This is a genomic window from Nonomuraea gerenzanensis (assembly GCF_020215645.1).
Classification (GTDB): domain Bacteria; phylum Actinomycetota; class Actinomycetes; order Streptosporangiales; family Streptosporangiaceae; genus Nonomuraea; species Nonomuraea gerenzanensis.
Window position 1 is genome coordinate 7,260,124 of sequence record NZ_CP084058.1, and the last position, 24,613, is coordinate 7,284,736.

At 71.5% G+C, this 24,613-nt stretch carries 19 protein-coding genes; 13 read left to right on the forward strand and 6 right to left on the reverse strand.

Annotation, left to right across the window (positions count from 1 at the left end; all coding sequences use genetic code 11):
- The first annotated feature begins 126 nt into the window (after positions 1-126).
- From LCN96_RS33795 to LCN96_RS33815, 5 genes are all read left to right on the forward strand, one after another.
- Positions 127-912 carry a DeoR/GlpR family DNA-binding transcription regulator gene (locus LCN96_RS33795; protein WP_225266480.1) on the forward strand — a complete coding sequence of 262 codons (786 nt, stop codon included), beginning with the start codon at positions 127-129 and terminating at the stop codon, positions 910-912.
- Positions 913-1,004: 92 nt separating this feature from the next.
- The gene (locus LCN96_RS33800) at positions 1,005-2,573 is read left to right on the forward strand and encodes an alkaline phosphatase D family protein (RefSeq protein WP_225266481.1); all 1,569 of its coding nucleotides are present in this window, start codon (positions 1,005-1,007) and stop codon (positions 2,571-2,573) included.
- A gap of 13 nt (positions 2,574-2,586) precedes the next feature.
- Complete coding sequence (locus LCN96_RS33805) at positions 2,587-3,477, forward strand: discoidin domain-containing protein (protein ID WP_225266482.1); 891 nt, start codon at positions 2,587-2,589, stop codon at positions 3,475-3,477.
- Positions 3,478-3,496: 19 nt separating this feature from the next.
- Positions 3,497-4,921 carry an L-fucose/L-arabinose isomerase family protein gene (locus tag LCN96_RS33810; protein WP_225266483.1) on the forward strand — a complete coding sequence of 475 codons (1,425 nt, stop codon included), beginning with the start codon at positions 3,497-3,499 and terminating at the stop codon, positions 4,919-4,921.
- Between the two features lie 373 nt (positions 4,922-5,294).
- Positions 5,295-5,786 (forward strand): carboxymuconolactone decarboxylase family protein, encoded by a 492-nt coding sequence (locus tag LCN96_RS33815; RefSeq protein ID WP_225266484.1) that lies wholly within the window; start codon positions 5,295-5,297, stop codon positions 5,784-5,786.
- A 46-nt stretch (positions 5,787-5,832) separates the two neighbouring features.
- Here LCN96_RS33815 and LCN96_RS33820 read toward each other — a convergent pair whose 3' ends face one another.
- Positions 5,833-7,443: an ADP-ribosyltransferase domain-containing protein gene (locus LCN96_RS33820; RefSeq protein WP_225266485.1), complete on the reverse strand. Its 1,611-nt coding sequence runs from the start codon at positions 7,441-7,443 to the stop codon at positions 5,833-5,835.
- 173 nt (positions 7,444-7,616) lie between these two features.
- Between LCN96_RS33820 and LCN96_RS33825 the strand changes: the two genes are divergently transcribed.
- On the forward strand, positions 7,617-8,288 hold the full coding sequence (locus LCN96_RS33825) for a macro domain-containing protein (RefSeq protein WP_225266486.1): 672 nt from the start codon (positions 7,617-7,619) through the stop codon (positions 8,286-8,288).
- Between the two features lie 84 nt (positions 8,289-8,372).
- A complete protein-coding gene (locus tag LCN96_RS56810) occupies positions 8,373-8,504 on the forward strand; it encodes a hypothetical protein (protein WP_263657350.1) in 132 nt (43 codons plus the stop codon).
- Here the strand turns inward: LCN96_RS56810 and LCN96_RS33830 are convergent.
- On the reverse strand, positions 8,450-9,295 hold the full coding sequence (locus LCN96_RS33830; RefSeq protein ID WP_225276119.1) for an AfsR/SARP family transcriptional regulator: 846 nt from the start codon (positions 9,293-9,295) through the stop codon (positions 8,450-8,452). The two genes, LCN96_RS56810 and LCN96_RS33830, sit on opposite strands and share 55 nt — an antisense overlap.
- A 50-nt stretch (positions 9,296-9,345) precedes the next feature.
- Here LCN96_RS33830 and LCN96_RS56815 point away from each other — a divergent pair, with 50 nt between their 5' ends.
- From LCN96_RS56815 to LCN96_RS33840, 3 genes are all read left to right on the forward strand, one after another.
- Positions 9,346-9,471: a hypothetical protein gene (locus LCN96_RS56815; protein WP_263657351.1), complete on the forward strand. Its 126-nt coding sequence runs from the start codon at positions 9,346-9,348 to the stop codon at positions 9,469-9,471.
- Positions 9,456-10,412, forward strand: coding sequence for a GlxA family transcriptional regulator (locus LCN96_RS33835; protein WP_225266487.1), 957 nt, complete (start codon positions 9,456-9,458; stop codon positions 10,410-10,412). Before LCN96_RS56815 ends, LCN96_RS33835 begins: the two co-directional genes overlap by 16 nt.
- An 84-nt stretch (positions 10,413-10,496) precedes the next feature.
- On the forward strand, positions 10,497-11,480 hold the full coding sequence (locus LCN96_RS33840; protein WP_225266488.1) for a serine hydrolase domain-containing protein: 984 nt from the start codon (positions 10,497-10,499) through the stop codon (positions 11,478-11,480).
- A gap of 44 nt (positions 11,481-11,524) precedes the next feature.
- Here the strand turns inward: LCN96_RS33840 and LCN96_RS33845 are convergent, their stop codons facing one another.
- From LCN96_RS33845 to rpoB, 3 genes are all read right to left on the reverse strand, one after another.
- Positions 11,525-14,842: a CARDB domain-containing protein gene (locus tag LCN96_RS33845; protein ID WP_263657352.1), complete on the reverse strand. Its 3,318-nt coding sequence runs from the start codon at positions 14,840-14,842 to the stop codon at positions 11,525-11,527.
- A gap of 247 nt (positions 14,843-15,089) precedes the next feature.
- Positions 15,090-16,532, reverse strand: a complete 1,443-nt coding sequence (locus LCN96_RS33860) for a serine/threonine-protein kinase (RefSeq protein WP_225266489.1) — start codon at positions 16,530-16,532, stop codon at positions 15,090-15,092.
- A gap of 158 nt (positions 16,533-16,690) precedes the next feature.
- A complete protein-coding gene (gene rpoB, locus LCN96_RS33865; RefSeq protein WP_225266490.1) occupies positions 16,691-20,143 on the reverse strand; it encodes a DNA-directed RNA polymerase subunit beta in 3,453 nt (1,150 codons plus the stop codon).
- A 242-nt stretch (positions 20,144-20,385) separates the two neighbouring features.
- Between rpoB and LCN96_RS33870 the strand changes: the two genes are divergently transcribed.
- The 3 genes from LCN96_RS33870 to LCN96_RS33880 are packed head-to-tail and all read left to right on the forward strand — an operon-like array spanning position 20,386 to position 23,257.
- The gene (locus LCN96_RS33870) at positions 20,386-21,423 is read left to right on the forward strand and encodes an ABC transporter substrate-binding protein (RefSeq protein WP_225266491.1); all 1,038 of its coding nucleotides are present in this window, start codon (positions 20,386-20,388) and stop codon (positions 21,421-21,423) included.
- The gene (locus LCN96_RS33875; protein WP_225266492.1) at positions 21,420-22,517 is read left to right on the forward strand and encodes a FecCD family ABC transporter permease; all 1,098 of its coding nucleotides are present in this window, start codon (positions 21,420-21,422) and stop codon (positions 22,515-22,517) included. The genes LCN96_RS33870 and LCN96_RS33875 overlap by 4 nt, the downstream gene beginning before the upstream one ends.
- Complete coding sequence (locus tag LCN96_RS33880) at positions 22,514-23,257, forward strand: ABC transporter ATP-binding protein (protein WP_225266493.1); 744 nt, start codon at positions 22,514-22,516, stop codon at positions 23,255-23,257. The genes LCN96_RS33875 and LCN96_RS33880 overlap by 4 nt, the downstream gene beginning before the upstream one ends.
- On the opposite strand, the gene LCN96_RS33885 is transcribed toward LCN96_RS33880, so the two are convergent.
- The gene (locus tag LCN96_RS33885; RefSeq protein WP_225266494.1) at positions 23,241-24,530 is read right to left on the reverse strand and encodes an alkaline phosphatase family protein; all 1,290 of its coding nucleotides are present in this window, start codon (positions 24,528-24,530) and stop codon (positions 23,241-23,243) included. The genes LCN96_RS33880 and LCN96_RS33885 overlap by 17 nt on opposite strands.
- Positions 24,531-24,613 lie beyond the last annotated feature (83 nt).

The following is a 24,613-nucleotide window of genomic DNA, read 5'->3' on the forward strand; positions in this document are numbered from 1 at the left end:
ACGTTTTAATGATTGTTAAATTAACAGTCAATCGTGTTAAAAGTAGCGGTGGGTGGAGGGTACGAGTCGCCCGAGCGGGGTGTCAAGGGTAGGATGCGCAGCCGTCCGAACAGGGTGGAGACATTGGTGAATTCGCGTCAGCACACCTCCAGCAGGTCCACGCGATGGCAGGGCATGGCCGAGCACATCGTGCGCCAGGGCTCCGCCTCCGTGACCGAGCTCGCCGAGAGCTTCGGCGTGAGCCTGATGACCGTCCACCGCGACCTCGACGAGCTCGAGCGCCAGGGCATGGTGCGCAAGGTCAGGGGCGGGGCGACCGCCCAGGCCAGCAACGTGTGGGAGAGCAACATCGCCTACCGGCTCAAGGCCCACACGGCGGAGAAGGACGCCATCGCCAGGGTCGTGGCCGGGCTGATCGAGCCGGGCAGCTCGGTGATGCTCGACGACTCCACGACGGCCCTGGCCGTGGCCCGTCACCTGGGCGAGCTGGCGCCGCTGACCGTGGTGACGAACTTCCTGGAGGCGATCAGGCTGCTGGCCGCCGAACGCGACATCAGACTCATCGCGCTGGGCGGTGAATATCACGCCACCCATGACTCGTTCCTCGGGCTGGGCTGCGTGGACGCGGTGGAGGCGGTGAACACCGACCTGGCCGTGGTGTCCACCTCGGCGGTCTCCGACCAGTACGCCTACCACCAGGAGCAGGAGATCGTGCTGGTCAAGCGGGCGATGCTGCGCTCGGCGTCGCGCCGTGTGCTGGCCGTCGACGGCTCCAAGCTGGCCCGCGTGGCGCTGCACCGGGTGGCGCCGCTGGACGACTTCGACGTGGTGGTGGTGGACGCGAACGCGCCGGCGGAGCTGCTCCAGCGGCTCCGCGACCACCACGGGGACGTTCGCGTGGCGGAGATGTAACGCGAAGATGCGTTATTTGTAACTTGTATCTTGTTAAGAGCGGGCCTGCTTGCTAGAAAGTGAGGGCTTCGTCCCCCAGCTTAGGAAGCAGCATGCCGCACCCTTCACGCCGGGGCTTCCTCGGCTTAGGCAGCGCCGCCTTCGCCCTCGCCTTCACGACCAACCTGGCCGACCCCTGGACCGCGCCCGCCGCGGCCGGCACCGACTACCCCTTCCGGCTCGGCGTCGCCTCCGGTGACCCGCTGCACGACCGCGTGATCCTGTGGACCCGCCTGGCTCCCCGGCCGCTGGAGCCGCTGGGCGGCCTGCCGTTCAACCGGATCCGGGTCGACTGGGAGATCGCCGAGGACGAGGGCTTCGCCCGCCGCGTCCGCTCCGGCTCGACCTGGGCCACGCCCGAGTACGGCCACTCGGTGCACGTGGACGCCAAGGGCCTGCGCCCCGGCCGCGAGTACTTCTACCGCTTCCGCTCCGGCGGCGAGCTGAGCCCCGTCGGCCGCACCAAGACGGCGCCGGCGCCGCGCAGCAGCCCCGAGGCGCTGCGCCTGGCGTTCGCGTCGTGCGCCTCGTGGCAGGACGGCTACTACACCGCCTACCGCCACCTCGCCGAGGAGACGCCCGACGTGGTCTTCCACCTCGGCGACTACATCTACGAGTACGGCATCGTGCCGATGGGCGGCAACCGCAACACCCCGGTGCCCGAGCAGTTCCGGGTGCAGTGCGACACGCTCGACCGCTACCGCGTCCAGTACGGCCTCTACAAGAGCGACCCCGACCTCCAGGCCGCCCACCACAGCGCGCCGTGGATCGTCACCTGGGACGACCACGAGGTGCTCGACAACTGGGCCGGCCGCTTCGGCCCCGGCGGCGAGGTCACCGAGCAGGACTACCTGGTGATCCGCGCCAACGCCTTCCGCGCCTTCTGGGAGAACATGCCGGTCCGCGTCCCGTCCATCGAGGGCCCGGACGCGCGCATCTACCGCAGGTTCACCTTCGGCGACCTGGCCGAGTTCAGCGTGCTGGACACCCGGCAGTTCCGCGACGACCAGGTGTGCGGCGACGGCCAGCAGGTGGACTGCGCCGACCGGCTCGACCCGGCCCGCCAGATGCTCGGCGCCGAGCAGGAGGCGTGGCTGCTCGACGGCCTCGGCGCCTCCCGCGCCAGGTGGAACGTGCTGGCCCAGCAGATCGCCATGATGCAGCTCGACTTCGACGCCGGCCCCGCGCAGAAGCTCAGCATGGACCTGTGGGACGGCTACAAGGCCGCCAAGGACCGCCTGCTCACCGGCCTGGTCGAGCGCCGGGTCAGCAACCCGGTGGTGCTGACCGGCGACATCCACTACAACCTCGCCGGCGACCTGCGGACCGACTTCGACGACCCCGCCTCGCCCGCCGTCGGCGTCGAGTTCGTCTGCACCTCCGTCAGCAGCGGCGGCAACGGCAACCCGAACACGGGCGTGCCGCCCGGCGGCTCGGACCCGGTCAACCCGCACCTGCGCTTCTCCAGCTACCAGCGCGGCTACGTCTCCTGCGAGGTCACCCGCGGCCAGTGGCGCTCGGACTTCAAGGTCGTCCCGTACGTGGACCGCCCCGGCGCCCCCGTCTCCACCCGCGCCAGCCTGGTCACGCTCGACGGCGTGCCCGGCCTGCAGGTGCTCTAGGAAGGAGCCGATCATGCGTGTACTGGCCGCCGCCCTGGCCGCCGCCACCGCCCTGACCACCACGGCCGCCGCCTACGACCCCGAGCCGGCCCCGCCGGCCACGTCCGTCAAGGTGCAGCCGGGCGTCTCCAAGGGCACCGGCAGGCTCACCCCCGTCGCCGGCGCGGACAAGCTGGTGGCGCCGCTCGGCGTGGACCCGGCCTGCCCCGCCAAGATCAAGATCGGGATGCGCAGTGACGCCCGCAAGGCCGCGTACGCCACGATGAACGTGGAGCTGGACCCGCCGCTGACGGCCTCCCGCTCGATGCTGACCAGCTACCTGCCGCCCGGCTACCAGGTCGGCGCGAACCTGCTGGTCGCCGTCCCGCCCGGCACCCAGCAGGGCTCGTACGGACTGCGCCTGCGCACCCCGGACCGCACCCTGGAGGTGCCTGTAGAGGTGGTGCCCGTGGACGGGCTCGACAACGGCGGCAACCTCGCGCTGCGCCGCCCCGTCACCGCCTCCTCCCAGCACGTCAACGCCAACTACCCGCCGTGCAGCGTCGCCGACGGCGACCGCTCCTCCAACGGCTGGGCCGGCGGCAACGGCTGGAACGACGCCACCGCCAGGGCCTGGCCCGACACGCTGACCATCGCGCTAGGCGCCGCCCGGCAGATCTCGCGCGTGGACCTCTACACCCTCGACACCGAGCGCTACCCCGCCTCCCGGTACGGCGTGCGCGACTGGGACGTGCAGGCGCAGGTCGCCGGGCAGTGGCAGACGGTCGCGCAGGTCCGCGGCAACACCGCCGGCACGGCCCGCTCGGACTTCGCCCCGGTCACCGCGGACGCCGTCCGCATCGTCGCGCTGGCCTCGAACGGCGCGAACGACTACACGCGCGTCATCGAGGTCGAAGTGCGCTGACACTGATGAGGAGAAACCCGTGAACACCTTCCCCCACATCGCCCCGCCCCGCGTCAAGGTGGGCCTGGTCGCCGGTGGGCTGGGCGCCTACTGGCCGCAGTTCCCCGACCTGCTGCCCCAGCTCCAGCGGTCGGCGGAACGGGTGTCGGAGCGTATGCGCGGCTTCGACGCGGAGATCGTGGACGTCGGCTTCATCTCCGACGCCCGCGAGGGGGACGAGGCGGCCGAGAAGCTGCGGGCCGCCGGCTGTGACCTGATCGTCGGGTTCCTGACGACGTACATGACGGCCACCATGCTCGTCCCGATCGCGCAGCGCAGCGGCGCGCCGGTGCTGCTGATCAACCTGCAGCCCACCGAGTCGATGGACCACGCCACCTTCGACACCGGGCAGTGGCTGGCCTACTGCGGCGCCTGCCCGCTGCCGGAGATGGCCAACGCCTTCACCCGCTGCGGCATCCCGTTCCGCTCGGTGTCCGGCTACCTGGAGGACGAGCGGGCGTGGGAGCGCATCGGCCGCTGGATCAGGGCGGCGGGCGTGCGCGCGGCGCTGCGCCACGGGCGCCACGGCCTGATGGGCCATCTCTACCCGGGCATGCTGGACGTGGCCACCGACCTGACGCTGGTCAGCGCCAACTTCGGCGGTCACGTGGAGGTGCTGGAGTTCGACGACCTGCGCGTGCGTACGGAGAAGGTCACCGACGCCGAGACCGGGGAGCGGGTGAAGCTGGCGCGGGAGGTGTTCGAGCTGGCCGACTCGGTCAACGAGGAGGACCTCGCCTGGGCGGCCCGCGTCTCGGTGGGCCTGGACCGGCTGGTCGAGGACTTCGGGCTGGACAGCCTGGCCTACTACCACCGCGGCCTGGACGGCGAGATCCACGAGCGGCTCGGCGCGGGCATGATCCTGGGCGCGTCCCTGCTCACGGCCCGGGGCATCCCGGCCGCCGGCGAGTACGAGCTGCGCACCTCGCTGGCCATGCTCATCATGGACCGGCTGGGCGGCGGCGGCTCGTTCACCGAGTTGCAGGCGCTCGACTTCGCCCGCGGCCACGTCGAGATGGGTCACGACGGCCCCGCCCACCTGGCCATCAGCTCCCACCGGCCGCTGCTGCGCGGGCTGGGCGTCTACCACGGCAAGCGCGGGTGGGGCGTGTCGGTGGAGTTCGACGTGACGCGCGGCCCGGTGACCGCGTTCGGGCTGCGGCAGGCCAGGGACGGCAGCTTCGGCTTCGTCGTGTCAGAAGGCGAGGTCGTGGCGGGGCCGCTGCTGCAGATCGGCAACACGACGTCCCGGGTGGACTTCGGCTGCGACCCCGGCGAGTGGACGGACGCGTGGAGCGCCAGCGGCATCTCCCACCACTGGGCCCTGGGCACCGGCCACCGCCTGGCCGACCTGCGGGCCGTGGCCGACCTGCTCGGCGTGGAGGTCACGCACGTCCAGCCCTGACCCTCAGCCCGGCCTCTCCCGATCGCGGCCCGCCGCCGGCTCCTCCAGTGGCGCGGTCACCACCAGGGCCGCGATCAGGACGGCCTCCCCCGCGTCGCCCAGGATCGGCACCGCCGCGGCCCGCGACCGGCGGCCCCGACGGCTCGGCGGAGACCAGCCGCAGGGTGCCCGCCCCCCACCGGGGCTCCAGTCCCGTCCACGGCCCCATGGGGATGCGGGCACGCTCGAAGGACACCTGATACCGGCCCTTCCTCGCCGCACCACAGATCTCCGCACCCGCGCGGTCCTTGCGTGCGCCTCCGGTCACCTTTCTCCTCCGCGATCCGTCAGTGCGGTGACAGACCGTTGAGAATCCGGAAGGGAACCTCCCGACATGACCACGACGACCACCGACCAGTCGCGCCTGCCCAACCCCGCCAAGCTCGTGCCCGAGCTCGGTGAGGTGGGCAAGGCGCTGTTCAGGGCCGCCGGCAACGGCTCGGTCCCGCAGACCACGATCAGCCTCGTGCAGCTGCGCGCCGGTCAGCTCGTCGCCAACACGTACCTGACCGTGCTGCACACCGGCAACCTGCGCAAGGCGGGCGAGCCGGAGGAGCGCATCACCGCCGTGGCGTCCTGGCGCGACGCGCCGTACTTCACCGGCGCGGAGCGGGCCGCGCTGGCGCTGGTGGAGGCCGTCCTGACGTCGAACGCGACCGGCCAGCGCGTCTCCGACGAGCTGTACGCCGAGGCGTCGGCGCACTACGACGACCGGGCGCTGGCCACCCTGTGCATGGCGATCGGCCAGGTGTGCTTCTTCATCCCGCTGGCCCTCATCGGCAGGCCGCTGCCCGGCGTGTCCCCGGCCGAGCAGTGGCGGGACTGACGCGCCGGTGACGCCGGGCGGATCCGCTCACGCGGGGCGGATCCGCTCAGGCCACCAGGGGCTGCTCGGCCAGCTCCGTCAGCGTCACCGTGCACAGCCCGCCGCGCTCGGCCTTGACGTCCGTGACCTCCAGCTGCGTGCCCGGCGTGAGGATGAACTCCTCCTCGCCGGTGAACGCGGAGAACCTGCGGATGCCCACGGCCCTCCTGGGGCGGACCTCGAACAGCGTCCGCTTGCCGCGCCGCCCGAGGAACGCCTGCGCCACGCTCAGCTTGGACGTGCACGAGGACACGCCCCACCACGTCACCGTCCGGCCCCTCGGGTACTGCGCCCGCAGGTCGAGCGACACCCCGCGCCACAGCGGTTCCGTACGGACCGGCAGGCGCGACACGGCCGAGAACAGCAGCCGCAGGTACGGCAGGTACGGCACGATGCGGCTGCGGTCGGGGTTGCGCAGGGTGGCGTTGATCTGGCGGTAGAAGGCCGACTCGCAGGTGTAGAGGTACAGGGCCGCGATCTCGTCGGCGGACAGGCCGGAGGTGTCGGTGTCCGGCAGGGCCTCGCCGAACCGGTACGACTGCTCCACGTGCCAGTCGAGCCCGGCCAGCAGCTTGGCCACCGGGGCGACGGACTCGCGGAAGGGCATGACGGGGGTGCCGAACACGCCGGTGATCGCCGGCAGTACCAGGCCCTCGTCCTTGACGCCGGCGAGCCGCTCCAGGTAGAGCTTGTGCAGCTCCATGGTGGAGGCGATGAACGCGCCCATGCGGTCGGCCGTGTCGGCGTCCGCCCCGCCGTTCTGACCGGAGTCGTTCCAGCCCTTGCCGGGCAGCCAGTCGATCGCGTCGGCACCGAGCGCGTTCAGCGCCGCGTTCACGTGGGCGAAGTGCTCGCCGTCGCAGAAGATGTCGCCCTGCGCCGCGGGGTTGGGGTGGTCGATGTGCCGGACCTCGACGCCGGGGTACTTGCGCTGCAGCCGGAGCACGACCTCCTTGAGGTTGCGGGCGTGCACGCCCCACCACGCGAACACCACGCCCCGGTCCTGCTCGTCCTCGGCGTCCTGCTTGGCCCGCAGGATCTCCTCGACGATGCGCTCGACGACCGGCCGCCAGAACGCCGTGTGCTGGTCGGTGGCCATGGCGCCGTCGCTGCTGGCGGTGAGCGCCGCGTTCAGCAGCAGCACGCCCTGCGTGAGCATCGCCTGGAACCACTCCGGCGGCTGCACGGTGTCGTGCTGCTTGAGCAGCTTGCGGATGTCGGCGATCGGCGTCTTCTTCGGGATGCCGTGCTTCCACATCGCCGCCGCCTTGATGATGCAGCGGATCGACACGGTCTTGCCGAACTGGCTGTCGGCCCAGTCGTGGAAGGTGTTGTCGAACATCGCGATGCCGGTCGCGCTCTCGGCCCGCGGGTAGGGGTTCTGGCCGAAGACGACGACCTTCCACTTGTGCGGCGGGTTCGGCTTGAGCGCCTGGAAGGTCAGCTCCCGCACGGGCACGACGTTCGGCCCGCGGCTCGCGCCGATGAACGTGGCCGCTGCCGGACGCGCCTCGATGACCGGCTTCAGCAGCGGCAGCCAGGGCTCGCCGCCGCCGTTGAAGAGCTCGGCCAGGGCCAGCGGGTCGTTCGGATCGGCGGGGGTGGTGTCGTCGCTCATGGTCGGCTTTCGGGTCGGCTGGGCGGGCACAAGATCGGATCGGGGGAATTGTGCCGCATGTGGTGCGTGGATGCGATCCCGTCCGCGCAACCCATTCAAGATCCGGAATTGTCGGTGCCGCGCGGTATCTTCGTGGCCTCTTGGAAGATCCTCAACCCGTCCGGAGTGATTTCATGACCGTCAAGCCCGCGCAGCCGCCTCTCAAGGTCGTCCTGGTGGACGTCAACGCGAAGGTGGTGCAGGAGTGGCTGGCCGCCTTCGCCGACACCCCCGAGGTCGAGATCCACAAGGGCTCGCTCCTCGACGAGCGCGTCGACGCCTGGGTCAGCCCCACCAACGCGCGCGGCCGGATGGACGGCGGCGTCGACGCGGCCATCAAGCGTCACCTCGGGGCGGGCATCCAGCTGCGCGTCCAGCGGGCGATCCGTGACCGGTTCGGCGGCTCGATGCCGGTGGGCAGCGCCGTGTGCGTACCGTCGGGGGCGACCAACCCGCGCTTCCTGATCTCGACGCCCACCATGGTGCAGTCGGCGCAGGACGTCAGCCAGACGCTCAACGTGGCGATGGCCTGCGCCGCCGCCTTCCAGGCCATCCACATGCAGAACGAGCTCGAGCCGGGCAGCATCGGGTCGGTCGCGCTGGTCGGCATGGGCGCGGCGACGGGCCAGGTGCCGCCGCAGGTCTGCGCGAACCTGATGTGGACCGGCTACACCCTGTTCAACGACCACTCCTTCGGCGACTACGACGAGCTGCGCGCCACGATCAGGGAGCAGCTCGACGACATCGACGACCGCCCGGAGGAGCGCGTCCGCATCAAGCCGCCGGCCGCCCGCCCCCGCGGCTGACCCACCGCCACCGGCCTTCCCGGTCGCGGCCCCAGCCTGTTCCTGGCCGCCGGCCACGTCGGCAACAGCATCGACCTGGCCACGATGGAGGGCGGCAACGAGGCCGGGCTGTTCGAGCTGTACGTGCCGCGCGAGTTCAAGCTGCTGCACGACGACGCCCGTTACCTGCTGGGGCTGCCGAACAAGTTCGACCTGTTCAGCCCGTACTGGCCATGACGGTGCCCCCACCGGCCCTGTGCCTGGGAGGGGACGGCGGCGCCGAGCGGGCGGCCGGCGAGCAGGTCGGCGTGCGCCCGCCGCAGCTCGCGGTTCGGCTCCACGCCCAGCTCGCGGGTGATGGCGGCGCGGATCCGCCCGTACCAGCGCAGCGCCTCGGCCTGGCGCCCGCACCGGTCGAGCGCGACGAGCAGGCGCAGGCACAGGGACTCGCGCAGCGGGTGGCGCGTGACCCACTCGGCCAGCTCCGGCACCGTGTCGTCCGCGCGGCCCGCGAGGATGTCCAGCTCGGCCCGCCGTTCGAGGGCCGTGAGGTAACGCTCGGTCAGGCGGGGCGCCTGCACCTCCTCCAGCCAGCGGGAGGCCACACCCTCGAACGGCCGGCCCCGCCACAGCGCCAGGGCCTCCTGGATCAGGGGGCGTTCGCGGGGCGAGCCGCGCTCGGCGGACGCGCGGTGCAGGGTGCGCTCGAAGCGCAGGGCGTCCACGTCGCCGGGGTCGGCGCGCAGCAGCAGGCCGTCCTGGCGGGTCTCGATGCGCTCGCGGCCGAGCGCGTCGCGCAGCCGGGCGGCGTAGATCTGCAGGCTGCGGCGGCTGCTGCGGGGCTGCGCGTCCGACCACACCGCCTCGGACAGCCGCTGCATGGACACGGGGGCCGGGGCCGACAGGGCCAGCACGGCCAGCAGCGTCCTGAGCCTGCCGGTAGTCAGCGGCACCGGCCGGCCGTCCACCGCGACCTCCATCAGGCCGAGCACCCCCACCGTCAGCCCGGCGGCGGTCCGCTCGCGCATCGTGGTCACCTCTCCTCCTCCCCGTGCCGCGCACCGGGGGGTGCGCGGGCATGCCCAGCATCGGTGCCGGGCCCGGCGGGGTGATCGAGCCGGCGGGCGGCCCGTCCGTTCCTCTGGGGATCCTGTCCGTACGGCTCGGGTGGGGCCGTACCGTGGACCCATGGTGGAGCCGCTGATCGTCATGGTCGCCTATGACGGCATCGAGCTCGTGGACGTCGCGTCCGTGACGTCGGGGTTCGACTACGCCAACCGGCTGGGGGCGAGCCCGGCGTACGAGGTGAGGCTGGTGACCCCGCTCGGGCGCCCGGTGCGCTGCGACTCAGGGCTGGAGCTGCGCGGGCAGGGCCGCATCGAGGAGGTGGACGGCCCGATCGACACGCTGGTCGTCTCGGGCGGGCAGGGGCACGAGGCCGCCGCGGCCAACCCCCGGCTGGTCGGCCAGGTCATGCGGCTGGCCGGGCTGGCGCGGCGGGTGGCGTCGGTGTGCACCGGGGCGAGCGTGCTGGCCGCCGCCGGGCTGCTCGACAACCGCAGGGCCACCACGCACTGGTACGAGGCCGCCCGCTTCGCCGCGCGGTACCCGAAGGTGAACGTCGACCCGGCGCCCATCTTCGTCAGGGACGGCGAGATCTCCACCTCGGGCGGGGTCACGGCGGCCCTCGACCTCACCCTGTCCTTCATCGAGGAGGACCACGGGCCCGAGATCGCCCGCCGGGTGGCCATGGGCATGGTCACCTACCTGCAGCGGCCAGGCGGGCAGACGCAGCTCAGCCTGTTCACCAACCTCCCGCGCTCCGACCAGGCCCTGGTGCGGCGGGTCATCGACCACGTGATCAGCCATCTGGACGAGGATCTCGGCGTCGCCCGGCTGGCCGCGCTCGCCGGGGTGAGCGAGCGGCACCTGAGCAGGTTGTTCGTCGCGCACGTCGGCAAGACCCCGTCGCGGCTGGTCCGCGACATGCGTCTGGAGGTGGCCTCGCTCCTGCTGACCAGGACGAGCGAGCCGCTGGCGGCCATCGCGCGGCGCTGCGGCTTCGCCTCCGCCGAGACCTTCCGCCAGGCGTTCGTGGCCTGGGCGGGCGTCCCGCCGTCGCAGTTCCGCGCGGCCGGAGATTGAGCAACTCGCGTTGACTAATTCCGAAATAGTCAACTACGGTTGCTAACGCCCTGCGGGGCGCTTCTCTCATGCACAGGAGGAACGATGTCGCACGCCCAGCTCCAGCACGCGCTCGACCAGGCCGTCGCCGACGGCGGCCCAGGCGCCATCGCCGAGCTTGAAACCGGCGGCGCGAAGGTGTGGTCCGGCACGGCGGGGGTGGCCGACCTGACGACCGGCCACGCCCGCCGCGCCGACGAGCACTTCCGCATCGGCAGCTTCACCAAGGCGTTCGTCGGCACGGTGGTCCTGGGGCTGGCGGCCGAGGGCGGGCCCGGCCTGGACGACCCGGTCGCGCGGTGGCTGCCCGGCGTCGTGGAGGAGCACCTCGGCGGCGACAGCGCCAGGATCACGATCAGGCAGCTGCTCAACCACACCAGCGGCCTGCCCGACGCCTACCCCGGCCGGCAGCCGCCCGCGCCCGAGGAGCCGGGGAAACGCTTCATCTACTCCAAGGTCAACTACAACCTGGCGGGGCTGATCGTGGAGCGGGCGACGGGCGTGCCGCTCGCCGAGCAGATCGAGCGCCGCGTCGCCCGCCCGCTGGGGCTGACCGGCACGTACCTGCCGGGCACCGACAACACGCTGCGCGAGCCGCACGCCCGGCACTACTCCAAGGCCGACGAGCTGGGCCGCCCCGCCGACGTCCACGACGTGACGGGGGCGGACCTGAGCTGGGCCGGCGCCGCGGGCGGCATGGTCTCCACGATCGCGGACCTGCGCCGCTTCCTGGGCGAGCTGCTGCGTGGCCGGCTCCTCGCGCCGGAGCAGCAGCGGGAGATGTTCACCACCGTCCCGACGGACGGCGCGGACTGGGTGCCGGACACCGCGTACGGGCTCGGCGTCTACTGCCAGCGGCTGCCGTGCGGGGTCACCCTGTGGGGCGGCGGCGGTTACATCCAGGGCTCGGTCACGTACGCGATGGGCGACCGCGACGGCGGCCGGATCCTGGTGGGCAACCTCAACGGCGACTGGAACGACTTCCTGGCCACCTTCACCGCCCTCTACCAGGCGTGCTTCTGCCGGTGACCGCGGTCGTGCGGCTCCCGGTGCGGGAGCCGCACGCGCGGGCCTCAGTTGATCGTGAAGGTCGAGCCCGGCTCCCTGACGATGTCGCCGGTGGCCGAGTTCGTGATGGTGACGCCGGTCAGGGTCGCGCTGCCGCGGGCGCTGCCCTGGGCCAGGATGCCGGCGCCGTTGTTGGACCTGTCGATGCGGACATCGGTGATGGCCACGTTCGGCATGGCGCCGCCGCCGCCCTTGAACTGGATGCCGTCGTAGGTGGAGTCGTGGATCTCGGTGTCGCGGATGGTCACGCCGGTGATGTCCCTGTTCTGGGCGAACAGGGTGATGGCGCCGAACTTCTGCGCCTCGCCCCAGAAGACACCGCCGCAGCGGTACAGCGCGTTGCCGGAGATCAGCGTCTGCCCGGAGAACGGCAGCGGGTTGTGGTCGGTGGCGAGCATGATGCCGGGGTAGTTCATGGTGTCGTAGATCAGGTTGTTCTCGATCTTGTTTTTGTAGCCGCCGTAGACGGCGATGCCGTTGGCCCGCCACGGGAGCTGCACCGTGTTGTTGAGGAACTGGTTGTCGTGGGCGATGTCCACCGACGGGTCCTTGACGTACGGGTTCGCCCAGACGGCCAACGAGTCGTCGCCCGTGGTGCGGAAGGAGGAGTTGAAGACGCGCGAGTTGCGGGTGCCGTTGCTGAAGTTGATGCCGTCGGCGTAGGTGTTGCGGATGCGCATGCCGCTGAACTGCAGCCCGTCGGCGGGCCCCCACAGCTCGGGGATGTTGTCGTAGTCGCGGCCGACCCACACGCCCACGTTGGCGTGCTCGATCCAGACGTCCGAGATCTTCGTGTTCCGGCCGAACCGCCCGTTCAGCCCGACCCCGCCCTCGGCGCCGCCGGGGCCGCCGCGGATCCGGCCGGAGCCGAAGATGGCCAGGTCGGAGATCTGCACGTTGTCGTCGATGTCGAAGCCGAAGTTGCCCTCGTGCGGGTGGTTGATGCCGCCCGTGGCCAGGTGCGGCTCGGTCAGGGTGTAGAGCTGGGAGTGCCACATGCCCGCGCCCCTGATCGTGACGTCCCTGATGCCGACCTGGTTGTACGGGCCGCGGTTCAGCGGGTCGTCGGTGAGGATCTTCTTCTCCTGGCGCCACTGGCCCGGCGGGATCCACACGCAGTCGATGACGCCGTTCTGGTCGTCGGTGACCGCCCGCTGGATGGCCGCCGTGTCGTCGTCGCCGTCGCCGGGCACGGCGCCGTACTCGGTGATCGAGGTGCAGGCGGCCGGCTTGGCGGCCGCCGGCGCGACGTCCTCCAGGTCGATCAGGTCGATGATGTAGAAGGCGGCGCTGTCGCCGGCGTCCCGCTGGAGGCGGAACTTCGTGCCTGCCGGGTACGAGCGGGTCAGCAGCGCGTGCGACTCGTCGAACAGCCGCCTGGCGTCGGCCTGCGGCGTGTTGGTCAGCGCCTCCGGATCGTCGCTGGTGCCGTACAGCCAGCTGTGCTTGGAGGAGAGGGTGAGCTTGCGGGCGAACGTGCCGTCGATGTAGAGGCTGATCGTGGCCTCGATGCCGCCGCCGCCCGGCGCGTCCGGGATCGAGTTGCGCACCACGATCGAGTTGGCGGGGCTGGTGGAGGTGAACTCGACGTACTGGCCTGTGCTGTCGAGGCGCACTGACTTCCTGCCCGAGGACTCGGTGGCGAAGTTGGTGTGGCCGAAGGTGCGCAGCGGGTCCGACTGCAGCAGGGTGCCCTGGTAGGCGGCGGACTCGGCCTCGTACTCGATGTACGGCACCGAGGCCCCCCGGCCGACGGTGATCGCCTGCGAGAGCGTGTTGTTGCTCTCGTCGGTCTCGGTGACGGCGCCGGTCGCGTCGGCGGTGACGGTGATGGTGGCGCCGCCGCTGGTGGCGGTCCAGCCGCCGGTGACGGCCACGCCGGCCGTCGCGCCCGCGGCGACCGCCGCGGTGTTCGTGTCGAGCGTGGTGCCGCCCACCACCAGCCGGGTGACCGTGGTGGCGCCGGTGGTGGTGGTCCCGCGGTTCCTGACGGTCACGGTGAACGTGACGCGGGCGCCGACGGCGGGGTTCGGCGGGGTGGCGCTGATGCTCAGCACCTGAAGGTCGGGGCCGGGGGCCTCGGCGACCACCAGGGAGGTGGGCGCGGTGAAGCCGTTGTTGGCCTCGTTCTGCTCGGCGACCTTGCCGTCCTCGTCCACCTTGGCCGACACCTGGTACATGCCAGCCCTCCTTGTCCCGATATTTGCCGACACAGTGGTGGAGGCGCCGGCGGCCAGGGCACCCACGTCGGCGGAGCCGGCCTTGGCCGTGCCCGCGTAGAGGTTCACCGAGGTCGCCGCCGAGGCGGCGGTGCCGGCGTTCCTGATCGTGGCCGACATCGTGATCGCGGTCGTCGCGGTGGGCGAGGCGGGCGTCCAGGTGAGGCCGGTGACGACCAGGTCGGGGTCGGGGGCGGGGGTGCCGAAGATCTGGAGCTCGGCGACCTGGCCGCTGGGCGCGCCGGAGTTGGCGGTGAACTGCAGCCGGACGTCTGCGGCCCGGCCGGTGACCGGGATGGTCACGGCGTTGCCGGAGGCGGGGTCGAAGGTGTGGGTGGCCTGGGCGGCCAGCGTGGTGAAGGCCGTGGCCGACTGCGCGCGGCCGAGCACCTGGAAGGTCTGGGTGCGGCGGCCCCAGATCGGGTCCGGGTTGAGCTTGACGGTGACGGAGGTCAGGTCGGCGTCGGCGCCGAGCTGCGCGGTGAGCGTGGCCGGGTAGGCGCCGCCCTCCCAGTACGTGGCCACGTTGTCGTCGTTGGCGTTGGCGGCCACATAGGTGTGGGTGTGTCCTGACTCGGTCATCGTCTTGCCGAGAGCCAGGTTGGCGCCCGGGTCGCCGGGGTTGTCCGGGGCGCTCCCCCACACCTCGACCTCGGAGAGCTGACCGGCGGGCCAGCCCGAGTTGGCGGTGATGTGCACGCGGACGTAGCGGGCGGTGGCGGCGGGGAAGGTGATGGTGGCGGCCGGGCTGATGGAGTGGGTGGCCGAGGCGGACAGGGTGGTGAAGCTGGAGCCGTTCGTGCTGCCCTGCACGGTCAGCGTCTCGGTGCGGCTGGGCCAGCCGGTGGGCAGCTTCAGCACCACCTTGCCGACGTTCGCGCTCGCGCCCAGATCGACCTGGACCCACTGCGGGAAGGCGTTGTTGGCCGACTCCCAGTACGTGGCCTGGTTGCCGTCGGTGACGTTCGCGGGCCGGTAGACGTCGTTGGAACTGCTGGCGGTCGCGCTCTTGCCGGCGGCGAGGTTGGTGTCGGCCGCCGCGTGTGCGGCGGGTGCGGCGAGGAATCCGATGAGTAACGTAAGGGCGGCTAGCAGTGCTCTCATGGGGGTGGCCCTTCGGGTAAGGCGGATGGCCGAACCATAGGATGTCGAGCAGATAGCCGCAATATTTCGACTAGATTGCGCAAAGAGATAACTTCGCTGCTCCACCCCGTGAAGGATCTTCGCCCTGGTGACGCCCGCGAGCTGGGCAGGTGAGAAATCGCGGCGGAGCGCAAGCGGCCCTGTCAGGCCGGCGCAAGAAGACGCAAGACTTGCGCTCCGCAGCGCGTCGATCAGCGCAAGAACTGCGTCACAGCCCCACGAGCGCGATGATCATCGACGTGACCGCGATCGGCCCCATGACGGCCACCGTCACCACGGTCGCGCTGTGGCCGGGCAGGATCCGGGCCAGGATGCCGGAGGCGGCCCGGCGCACCGCCCCCGCTCCGGGCAGCACGAACAACCCCAGCGTGAAGGCGCCCGCCGCCAGCGACTCGGCGTGGCTGGTGCTCAGCCGCCCGGCGAGGTGCAGCAGGCTCGCCGCGACGATGCCGAAGGCCAGCGACAGGAGCAGGTGCCCCATCGCCACCAGCGCGGCCCTGGTCAGCTCCGGCGGATCCTCGTCGAAGTAGTGGTCGACGGCGCGCAGCGCCAGCGAGAGCCCCGCCACCACCAGGCCCACCGCCACCGGCATCACGACGGTCAGCGCCACCAGCGTCACCAGCGCGAGCACCCCGACGAAGCCGCTGCTCTTGAGGAAGCGCCGCCACTCGAAGGGCTCGGCCGGCCGTGGCGGCGCGAGTGGCCGCCGCTCGCGCGGCTGCTCGGCGTGCACGGTCGGCGTGGGCGGCTGCTGCGGCCCGCCGCCCCTGGCGTACTCGACGGGCGGGAGCAGGTCGGAGACGGTGTTCATGAGCGCCGTGCGCCCCCCGCGCGCCGGCTGCGGCCCGCGACCGGCGGGATCGAGCGCCCCGGCCATCCGCAGCAGCTCCCCCGCACCGGGCCGGGCCGACGGATCGACCTGCAGCGCCCGGCTCAGCCACGGACGCAGCCAGGCCGGCGCCTTGTCGATCTGCGAGCGCCCCTCCATGGTGTTGAAGCAGACCGCCTCGAACGTCCCCGAGCCGAACGGCGGCAGCCCCGTGGCGGCGAAGAACACCGTGGAGGCCAGCGCGTGCACGTCGGCCGCCTGCGTGATCTGCGAGCCGCGGATGATCTCCGGCGCCAGGTAGCCCGGCGTGCCGACGAACATCCCGCTCTGCGTCAGCCTGGCGGCGTCGACCAGGTGCGCGATGCCGAAGTCGATGACCAGCGGCCGGCCCTGCACCATCATCACATTGGACGGCTTGAGGTCGCGGTGGATCACGCCGGCCGCGTGGATGTCCACCAGCGCCTGGCACAGCCCCTGCGCGAGCCGGATGACCTCGTGCGGCGGCAGCGGGCCCGCGCTCAGCACGGTGTCCTCCAGCGTGCGGCCGGGCGCGAACCGGGTCACGACGTACGGCCGCGCGCCCGTCAGCTCGGCGTCGAGCACCTCGGCGACGAACGAGCTGCGCACCCGCCGCATGGTCTCCACCTCGCGGAAGAGCCGGTCACGCGCCTTGAGATCGGCCGCCACGTGCGGGTGCAGCACCTTGATGGCGACCTCCCGGCCCGCGCCGTCGAGACCGAGGTGGGCGACCCCCATGCCGCCCTCGCCGATCTTCCTGACCACCCGGTAAGGGCCGAGATGCTCGTACGTCTGAGCGCTCATTCCCGACGTCATCCTCCGTTTCCCCCGTGCGCGGCGCTGCGCCGGATGCACCGGCCCGGGACATTCTCCCGCAGCGCTTCCCCCAGAATGCACAGTAAGCGAAGATCTGCCCGAGTGCGGCGCCTGTCTGTTTCACCGGCGCCGCACCCCGGCGCGCGTCAGATCTCTTCCACGCTGCTCGGCTCACGCCGGGACAGGTCGATGCCGAGCTCCTCCGCGGCGCGGAAGACGTCCTCGTCGGTGTCGCGCATCTCGATGGACATGCCGTCGCTGGAGAGCACCTCGACGTTGAGGCACAGCGACTGCATCTCCTTGATGAGCACCTTGAAGGACTCGGGGATGCCCGGCTCGGGGATGTTCTCGCCCTTGACGATGGCCTCGTAGACCTTCACCCGGCCCTGGACGTCGTCGGACTTGATGGTCAGCAGTTCCTGCAGGGCGTAGGCGGCGCCGTACGCCTCCATGGCCCAGACCTCCATCTCGCCGAAGCGCTGGCCGCCGAACTGGGCCTTACCGCCGAGCGGCTGCTGGGTGATCATGGAGTACGGGCCGGTCGACCGGGCGTGGATCTTGTCGTCGACCAGGTGCAGCAGCTTGAGGATGTAGATGTAGCCGACCGCGATCGGGTACGGGAACGGCTCGCCGGAGCGGCCGTCGAACAGCCGGGCCTTACCGCTGCTCTGCACGAGCCGATCACCGTCGCGCGTCGGGACGGTGTTGCCGAGCAGCCCGATGATCTCCTCCTCGTGGGCGCCGTCGAAGACCGGGGTGGCCATGTTGGTGCGCGGGGCGACCTGCTCGAAGCCCTTGTCACGCAGCCGCTCGGCCCACGCCTCCTGGATGCCCGAGATGTCCCACCCACGCGCGGCGATCCATCCGAGATGGGTCTCCAGCACCTGGCCGACGTTCATCCGGCCGGGCACACCGAGGGGGTTGAGGATGATGTCGACCGGGGTGCCGTCCTCCAGGAACGGCATGTCCTCGACCGGCAGGATCTTGGAGATGACGCCCTTGTTGCCGTGCCGGCCGGCCAGCTTGTCACCGTCAGTGATCTTACGCTTCTGCGCCACGAGGACGCGGACCAGCACGTTCACCCCCGGCGGCAGCTCGTCGCCCTCGTCGCGGCTGAACACCTGCGTGTGGATCACCCGGCCGGACTCGCCGTGCGGCACCTTCAGCGAGGTGTCACGGACCTCACGGGCCTTCTCCCCGAAGATGGCGCGCAGCAGCCGCTCCTCCGGGGTCAGCTCGGTCTCCCCCTTGGGCGTGACCTTGCCGACCAGGATGTCGCCGGGCACGACCTCGGCGCCGATCCGGATGATGCCGCGCTCGTCGAGGTCGGCCAGGACCTCCTCGGAGACGTTCGGGATGTCCCGGGTGATCTCCTCGGGGCCCAGCTTGGTGTCACGGGCGTCGACCTCGTGCTCCTCGATGTGGATCGAGGACAGGACGTCGTCCTGGACCAGCCGCTGGGACAGGATGATCGCGTCTTCGTAGTTGTGACCCTCCCACGGCATGAACGCCACGAGCAGGTTCTTGCCCAGCGCCATCTCGCCCTGGTCCGTGCAGGGACCGTCGGCGATGACCTGGTTGACCTCCACCCGGTCACCCTCGGCCACGATCGGCTTCTGGTTGAAGCTGGTGCCCTGGTTGGAGCGCTTGAACTTGGCCACCCGGTAGGTGGTGCGGGTGCCGTCGTCGTTCATGACCGTGACGTAGTCGGCGGAGACCTCCTCCACCACGCCGGCCTTCTCGGCGCTGATGACGTCGCCGGTGTCGGTCGCGGCACGGTACTCCATGCCGGTGCCGACCAGCGGCGCCTCGCTCTTGAGCAGCGGCACCGACTGCCTCTGCATGTTCGCGCCCATCAGGGCCCGGTTGGCGTCGTCGTGCTCGAGGAACGGGATCATCGCGGTGGCCACCGACACCATCTGGCGCGGCGACACGTCCATGTAGTCGACCTCGCCCGAGCGTACGTACTCGAACTCGCCGCCCTTGGTACGGACCAGCACGCGGTGGTCGGCGAAGGCGCCGTCGGCCGTCAGCGGCGAGTTGGCCTGCGCGATGACGAACTGGTCCTCCTCGTCGGCCGTGAGGTAGTCGATCTGATCGGTGACCCTGCCGTCCACCACCTTGCGGTACGGCGTCTCGATGAAGCCGAAGGCGTTGAGGCGGCCGAAGCACGCGAGGTAGCCGATCAGGCCGATGTTGGGGCCTTCCGGGGTCTCGATCGGGCACATCCGGCCGTAGTGGGACGGGTGCACGTCGCGCACCTCCATGCCCGCCCGCTCCCGGGACAGGCCGCCGGGGCCCAGCGCGTTCAGCCGCCGCTTGTTCGTCAGGCCGGCCAGCGGGTTGGTCTGGTCCATGAACTGCGACAGCTGCGAGGTGCCGTAGAACTCCCTGATCGACGCCACGACCGGGCGGATGTTGATCAGGCTCTGCGGCGTGATGGCCTCGACGTCCTGCGTGGTCATGCGCTCACGCACGACGCGCTCCATACGGGACAGGCCCAGGCGGACCTGGTTCTGGATGAGCTCGCCGACGCTGCGCACCCGGCGGTTGCCGAAGTGGTCGATGTCGTCGACCTCCAGGGGCAGGCCCGTGGACTCCTCGCCGGCGTGCAGCCGCACCAGGTACTCGATGGTCGCCACGATGTCGTCCTCGGTCAGGACGGTGACGTCGATGTCGAGGTCCAGGCCGAGCTTCTTGTTGACCTTGTAGCGGCCGACCTTGGCGAGGTCGTAGCGCTTGGGGTTGAAGTAGAGGTTCTCCAGCAGGGTCTGCGCCGACTCCTTGGTCGGCGGCTCGCCCGGCCGCAGCTTGCGGTAGATGTCGAGCAGGGCGTCGTCCTGGCCGGCGGTGTGGTCCTTCTCCAGGGTGGCCCGCATCGACTCGAAGCGGCCGAAGCGCTCCAGGATGCGCTCGCTCGTCCAGCCGAGCGCCTTGAGCAGCACGGTGACGGGCTGCTTGCGCTTGCGGTCGATGCGCACCCCGACGCTGTCGCGCTTGTCGATCTCGAACTCCAGCCACGCGCCACGCGACGGGATGACCTTGCAGCCGTACAGGTCCTTGTCGGAGGTCTTGTCGACGGTGCGCTCGAAGTAGACGCCGGGCGAGCGGATGAGCTGCGAGGTGACGACCCGCTCGGTGCCGTTGACGATGAAGCTGCCCTTCGGCGTCATGAGCGGGAAGTCGCCCATGAACACCGTCTGGCTCTTGATCTCACCGGTGGTGTTGTTGATGAACTCCGCCGTCACGAACATCGGGGCGGAGAAGGTCATGTCCTTCTCCTTGCACTCCTCCACGGAGTACTTCGGCGGCTCGAACCGGTGGTCGCGGAACGACAGGGACATGGATCCGGAGAAGTCCTCGATCGGACTGATCTCTTCGAAGATCTCCTGGAGACCCGACTGGGACGGGACATTCCTGCGCCCGGCCTGGCGAGCGGCCTCGACCCGGGCCTTCCACCTGTCGTTGCCGAGCAGCCAGTCGAACGACTCGGTCTGCAGGGCGAGAAGGTCGGGAACTTCGAGAGGCTCCTGGATGCGCGCGAAGGAGACGCGGCGGGGACCGGCGGGTACGGGAGAGGCGTTGCGCGAGGCTGCCAACAGAGGTCCTTCCGGAGGATACGAAGGCGAGGGAGGGCAGCATAACGCAATAGGCAAACGGAAGTCCACACCTATTTATGGTGTCAACTCCATCTGCCGCCATCAATATCCCACAACCCCCGCCCCCTCGTCAAACCATGGCCAGATCAACCCGTAGATGCAATTTGCTGGCAATTGCGGGATATGTGCACAATGGTCCCCGATCGTCCACCGTTCGCCTTCACCATCGGAGACCTCGCCAGATGAGCCGCCCGCTCCGTACCGTCCCAGCCAGGCTGCTCGCGCTCGCGCTGGCGGCCGTGACGCTGACCGCGTGCGGTCAGGCCCCGGCCGCCCAGCAGGCGCAACCGTCCGCGGCGGCCCCGCAGGCCGGCTTCCCCGTCACGATCGAGAACTGCGGGCGCAAGCTCACCTTCGACCGGCCGCCGGCCAAGGTGGTGACCGGCTACCACCCGTCGCTGGAGACCCTGCTCGCCCTCGGCCTGGGCGACCGGATCGCCGGGCGCACCTACTTCGGCGAGAGCGCGTTCCTGCCCGGCCAGAAGGAGCAGTACGACAGGATCCCGCAGATCTCCGAGACGATCATGCTGCCGCAGAAGGAGGTCATGCTGGCCCAGGGCGCGGACTTCGTCCTGGACAACGCGATGGCCAGCTTCGACGCCGCCGGCGGCTACGCCACCGTGGCGGAGCTGGACGCGGCGGGCAGCCCGGTCTACATCCTCGGCGGGTGGTGCAGCCCCGAGGAGACGCTCCAGTACACCCTGGACGAGACCTTCACCGACATCCAGAACCTGGGCAGGATCTTCGGGGTGCCGGACCGCGCCGAGCAGCTGGTCAGCCAGTTGCGGGGCAGCCTGGCCGACGTCAAGCAGCGGGTCGGGGGCCGTACCCCGGTCAAGGTGCTGGCCACCGACGGCGGCAAGGGCCCGGTCAACGCCTACGGCGGCTCCGGGATCACCGACCAGCTGATCACCGCGGCCGGCGGCGAGAACGTCCTCAAGGACGTCAAGGGCGACTACACCGAGGTCAGCGTCGAGCGGGTGAGCGCCGCCCAGCCCGAGGCCGTCCTGGTCAGCGACTACGCCACGCTGCGCGGCGAGGACATGCCGAGCTCGCCCGCCAAGGCCGAGGAGACGTTCGCGATCGCCAGGAACAGCCCGGCCGCCAAGGAGAAGCGCTACCTGGCGCTGCCGGTGGCGGCCCAGCACCCGGGCTACCGCAACATCCTGGCCGTCGCCGAGATCGCCAGGTTCCTGCACCCGGACGCCTTCGCGCAATGACCGCCCAGGACGTGGCGCCCGCCGTGACGGCGAGCGCCGGCCAGGCCCGCCGGCGCGGCGGCCGGTTCGTGCTGCTCCTCGCCGCCCTCGCCGTGGCCGCCGTCGCCTCCACCTGGCTGGCGGTGAGCATCGGCGCCGTGCACGTCGCCCTGCCGCAGGCGTGGGGCATCGTCGCCGACAGGCTCGTGCCCGGCCTGGTGCCGCGCACCTGGGCCCCGGCGCAGGAGCAGATCGTGTGGGAGTTCCGGCTGCCGCGCGCCCTGCTCGCGCTGCTGGTCGGGGCCGGGCTGGCGGTCGTCGGCGCGGTGCTGCAGGCGCTGGTGCGCAACCCGCTCGCCGACCCGTTCCTGCTCGGCATCTCCTCCGGCGCCTCGTTCGGCGCGGTGTGCGTGTTCATCCTGGGGGCCTCGGCGCTGGGCGGGCTGTCGCTGTCGGCCGCCGCCTTCGCCGGCTCGCTGCTCGCCCTCGGCCTGGTGTACGTGCTGGCGCAGCGCTCCGGGCGGATCACCCCGTCGCGGCTGGTGCTGGCAGGGGTGGCGCTGGCCTACCTGTTCCAGGCGGCCTACAGCTTCGTCCTGCAACTGGCGCAGAGCGGGCGGGCCGCGCAGCAGGTGCTGTTCTGGCTGATGGGCAGCCTGGGCGGGGCCCGCTGGCACATGCTGCCGCTGCCGGCCGTCGTGCTGGCCGCCGGGGTGACGTACCTGCTGCTGCAGCACCGCCCGCTGAACGCGATCGCCGCCGGCGAGGAGACCGCCGTCTCGCTCGGCGTGAACGTCAACCGCTTCCGGCTGACGCTGTTCGTGCTGACCTCGCTGCTGGTCGGCGTGCTGGTGGCCACCAGCGGCGCGATCGCGTTCGTCGGCCTGATCGTGCCGCACGCCGCCCGGCTGCTGGTCGGCGCCGACCACCGCCGGGTGCTGCCCGTCACCGCCCTGCTGGGCGCCGTCTTCCTGCAACTGGTGGACATCGCCGCCCGCACCGTCAACGCCCCGCAGGAGCTGGCGCTGAGCATCGTCACCGCACTGTTCGGGGTGCCGTTCTTCCTGTGGCTGCTGCGCCGCCGCTCGGCGGACCGGGCGGTGAGCGTCCAGTGAAGCTCGACCTGAGCGGGGTGTCCGTCGGCGTGGACGGCCACCCGATCGTGCACGGCGCCGACCTGAGCGTGGCCGACGGCGAGTTCGTGGCCCTCGTCGGGCCGAACGGCTGCGGCAAGTCCACCCTGATGCGGACGATCTACCGGGCGCTGCGTCCCACCGCCGGGCTCATCGCCGTGGACGGTGACGACGTGCACCGGCTGCCCGCCCGCCAGGCCGCCCGGCGCACCGCCGTCGTCGCCCAGGAGACCCCGGCCGACCTCGACTTCACCGTGGCCGAGATCGTCTCCATGGGCCGCACCCCGTACCGGGCCGAGGCCGCCGCCGACGCGGAGCGGGGCGCGCGGGCGCTGGACCGCGTCGGCCTGACGGGCGCCGCCGACCGGATCTTCGCCACCCTGTCCGGCGGCGAGAAGCAGCGCGTCCTGCTGGCCCGCGCGCTGGTCCAGGAGACCCGCCTGCTCCTGCTGGACGAGCCCACCTCGCACCTGGACATCCGGCACCAGCTGGAGATCCTGCACCTGGTGCGCGAGCTGGGCATCGCCACGCTCGCGGTGCTGCACGACCTCAACCAGGCCGCCGCCTTCTGCGACCGCCTCTACGTGATGAGCGCCGGCCGCATCGTGGCCGGCGGCCCGCCCGGCCAGGTCCTCACCCCCGAGCTGATCTCGCAGGTGTACGGCGTGCGCGCCGTCCAGCGCACCCAGCTCGTCTTCGAACGGCTCAAGGACGAGCCGTGAGGTCCCGGCCCTGAGCCTGCGCGGGAGGACGGGTGCCGAGCAGCGCCGCGACGGTCGGGGCGACGTCGATCAGGCGGGCGCCGCGCGGGCGGGCACCGGGCCGGATCCCCGCGCCGGACAGCAGCAGCGGCACCTTGATCTCGCCCAGGCTGCCGTGAGCGCCGCGCCACTGGCCGGCCGGGGGGTCGAGGGCGAAGCCGTACGGGGGCCGCGCCTCGGCCACCAGGTCGCCGAGCTTGTCACTGGCGTGCAGCGCGCGCAGCGCGGGCTCGTCCAGCACCCGGCTGATCTCCGGGAGCCCGCGCAGCGCGGACCTGATCCTGCGGCGGGCGGCCGGCTCGGCCGCGGTGCCGCGCAGCGTGAAGTCGCCCAGGCGGACCGCGTTGGGCACGATGACGACCTCCGTGCCGGCGGCCGGGGCGGAGCCCGAGGGCACGACCTCGACGCTGTGGCCGAGGGCCTGCACGGCCTCGACGACCTGCGGGAGCAGGGTGCGGTTCCAGCCCGTCATGCCGTGATCGCTGGTGAGCAGAAACGCCGTGTCCTGAAAAATCCCTGCATCTTGGGTGGCCTGGATCAGGCGGCCGAGCTGGTGGTCGTGCTCGGCGAGCAGCGGGCCGAGGTTCGGGCTGTCGGGGCCCTCGTTGTGGCCGAGCCCGTCGAGGTCGGAGCTGTAGACGGCGAGCAGGTCGGGAATCCTCGGCACGGTCACCGGCTGCCCGCCCGAGTCGACCGGCCGCAGGTGGAGAATGTCGATCGCCACGTCCACGCGCTGGGCGAACCCGCCGCCCGGCTGCACGTACAGGTGCTCGGGGTCGCCGTAACGCACGCCGTGGTCCTGGATCATGTACCACTGGACGGAGGCGACCGTGCGCCCCTCGGCCGCCAGCGACTCGGCGATGGTCTCGGCCGCCAGGAACCGGCTCTGGCCCTGCGCCCTGCCGCTCGCCGCGTCGAAGACGTAGGCGACGTTGCCGTGCACCTCCGGGTAAGCGCCCGTGCTCATGGACGCGCGGCAGGGGTTGGAGACCGTGTGGTAGGTGGCCTCGGCGACCGTGAGCACGCCCCGGGCCGCCAGCCGGTCGAGGTTCGGGGTGGGCACGCGGCCCAGGTAGGCCGGGTCGAAGCCGTCCCAGTCCACCAGGACGACGTGCCGCGCCCTGCGCCGCCGGCCGGCGCCGGCCGCTGCGGCGGGCGCTGCGGCGGGCGCCGTGCCCGCGAGGGTGCCGGCCGCCGCCAGGCCGCTGAGCATGGTGCGCCGAGAAATCGACATGGACGATCCTCGCCTTCGCGGCCGCCGCCGCGACGGCCCCGACCAACGTAGAGGACGCCGGGCGTCGATCACACCGGCTTCGG

Excerpts from the sequence above, each read along its gene's own strand:
- LCN96_RS33840 (WP_225266488.1), top strand. The coding sequence starts at position 10,497 with ATGTCGCACGCCCAGCTCCAGCACGCGCTCGACCAGGCCGTCGCCGAC.
- LCN96_RS56810 (WP_263657350.1), top strand. The coding sequence starts at position 8,373 with ATGGAGGGCGGCAACGAGGCCGGGCTGTTCGAGCTGTACGTGCCGCGC.
- LCN96_RS33875 (WP_225266492.1), top strand. The coding sequence starts at position 21,420 with ATGACCGCCCAGGACGTGGCGCCCGCCGTGACGGCGAGCGCCGGCCAG.
- LCN96_RS33815 (WP_225266484.1), top strand. The coding sequence starts at position 5,295 with ATGACCACGACGACCACCGACCAGTCGCGCCTGCCCAACCCCGCCAAG.
- LCN96_RS33830 (WP_225276119.1), bottom strand. The coding sequence starts at position 9,295 with ATGCGCGAGCGGACCGCCGCCGGGCTGACGGTGGGGGTGCTCGGCCTG.
- LCN96_RS33860 (WP_225266489.1), bottom strand. The coding sequence starts at position 16,532 with ATGAGCGCTCAGACGTACGAGCATCTCGGCCCTTACCGGGTGGTCAGG.
- LCN96_RS33820 (WP_225266485.1), bottom strand. The coding sequence starts at position 7,443 with ATGAGCGACGACACCACCCCCGCCGATCCGAACGACCCGCTGGCCCTG.
- LCN96_RS33800 (WP_225266481.1), top strand. The coding sequence starts at position 1,005 with ATGCCGCACCCTTCACGCCGGGGCTTCCTCGGCTTAGGCAGCGCCGCC.
- LCN96_RS33825 (WP_225266486.1), top strand. The coding sequence starts at position 7,617 with ATGACCGTCAAGCCCGCGCAGCCGCCTCTCAAGGTCGTCCTGGTGGAC.
- LCN96_RS56815 (WP_263657351.1), top strand. The coding sequence starts at position 9,346 with ATGCCCAGCATCGGTGCCGGGCCCGGCGGGGTGATCGAGCCGGCGGGC.
- LCN96_RS33805 (WP_225266482.1), top strand. The coding sequence starts at position 2,587 with ATGCGTGTACTGGCCGCCGCCCTGGCCGCCGCCACCGCCCTGACCACC.
- LCN96_RS33870 (WP_225266491.1), top strand. The coding sequence starts at position 20,386 with ATGAGCCGCCCGCTCCGTACCGTCCCAGCCAGGCTGCTCGCGCTCGCG.
- LCN96_RS33835 (WP_225266487.1), top strand. The coding sequence starts at position 9,456 with ATGGTGGAGCCGCTGATCGTCATGGTCGCCTATGACGGCATCGAGCTC.
- LCN96_RS33845 (WP_263657352.1), bottom strand. The coding sequence starts at position 14,842 with ATGAGAGCACTGCTAGCCGCCCTTACGTTACTCATCGGATTCCTCGCC.
- LCN96_RS33885 (WP_225266494.1), bottom strand. The coding sequence starts at position 24,530 with ATGTCGATTTCTCGGCGCACCATGCTCAGCGGCCTGGCGGCGGCCGGC.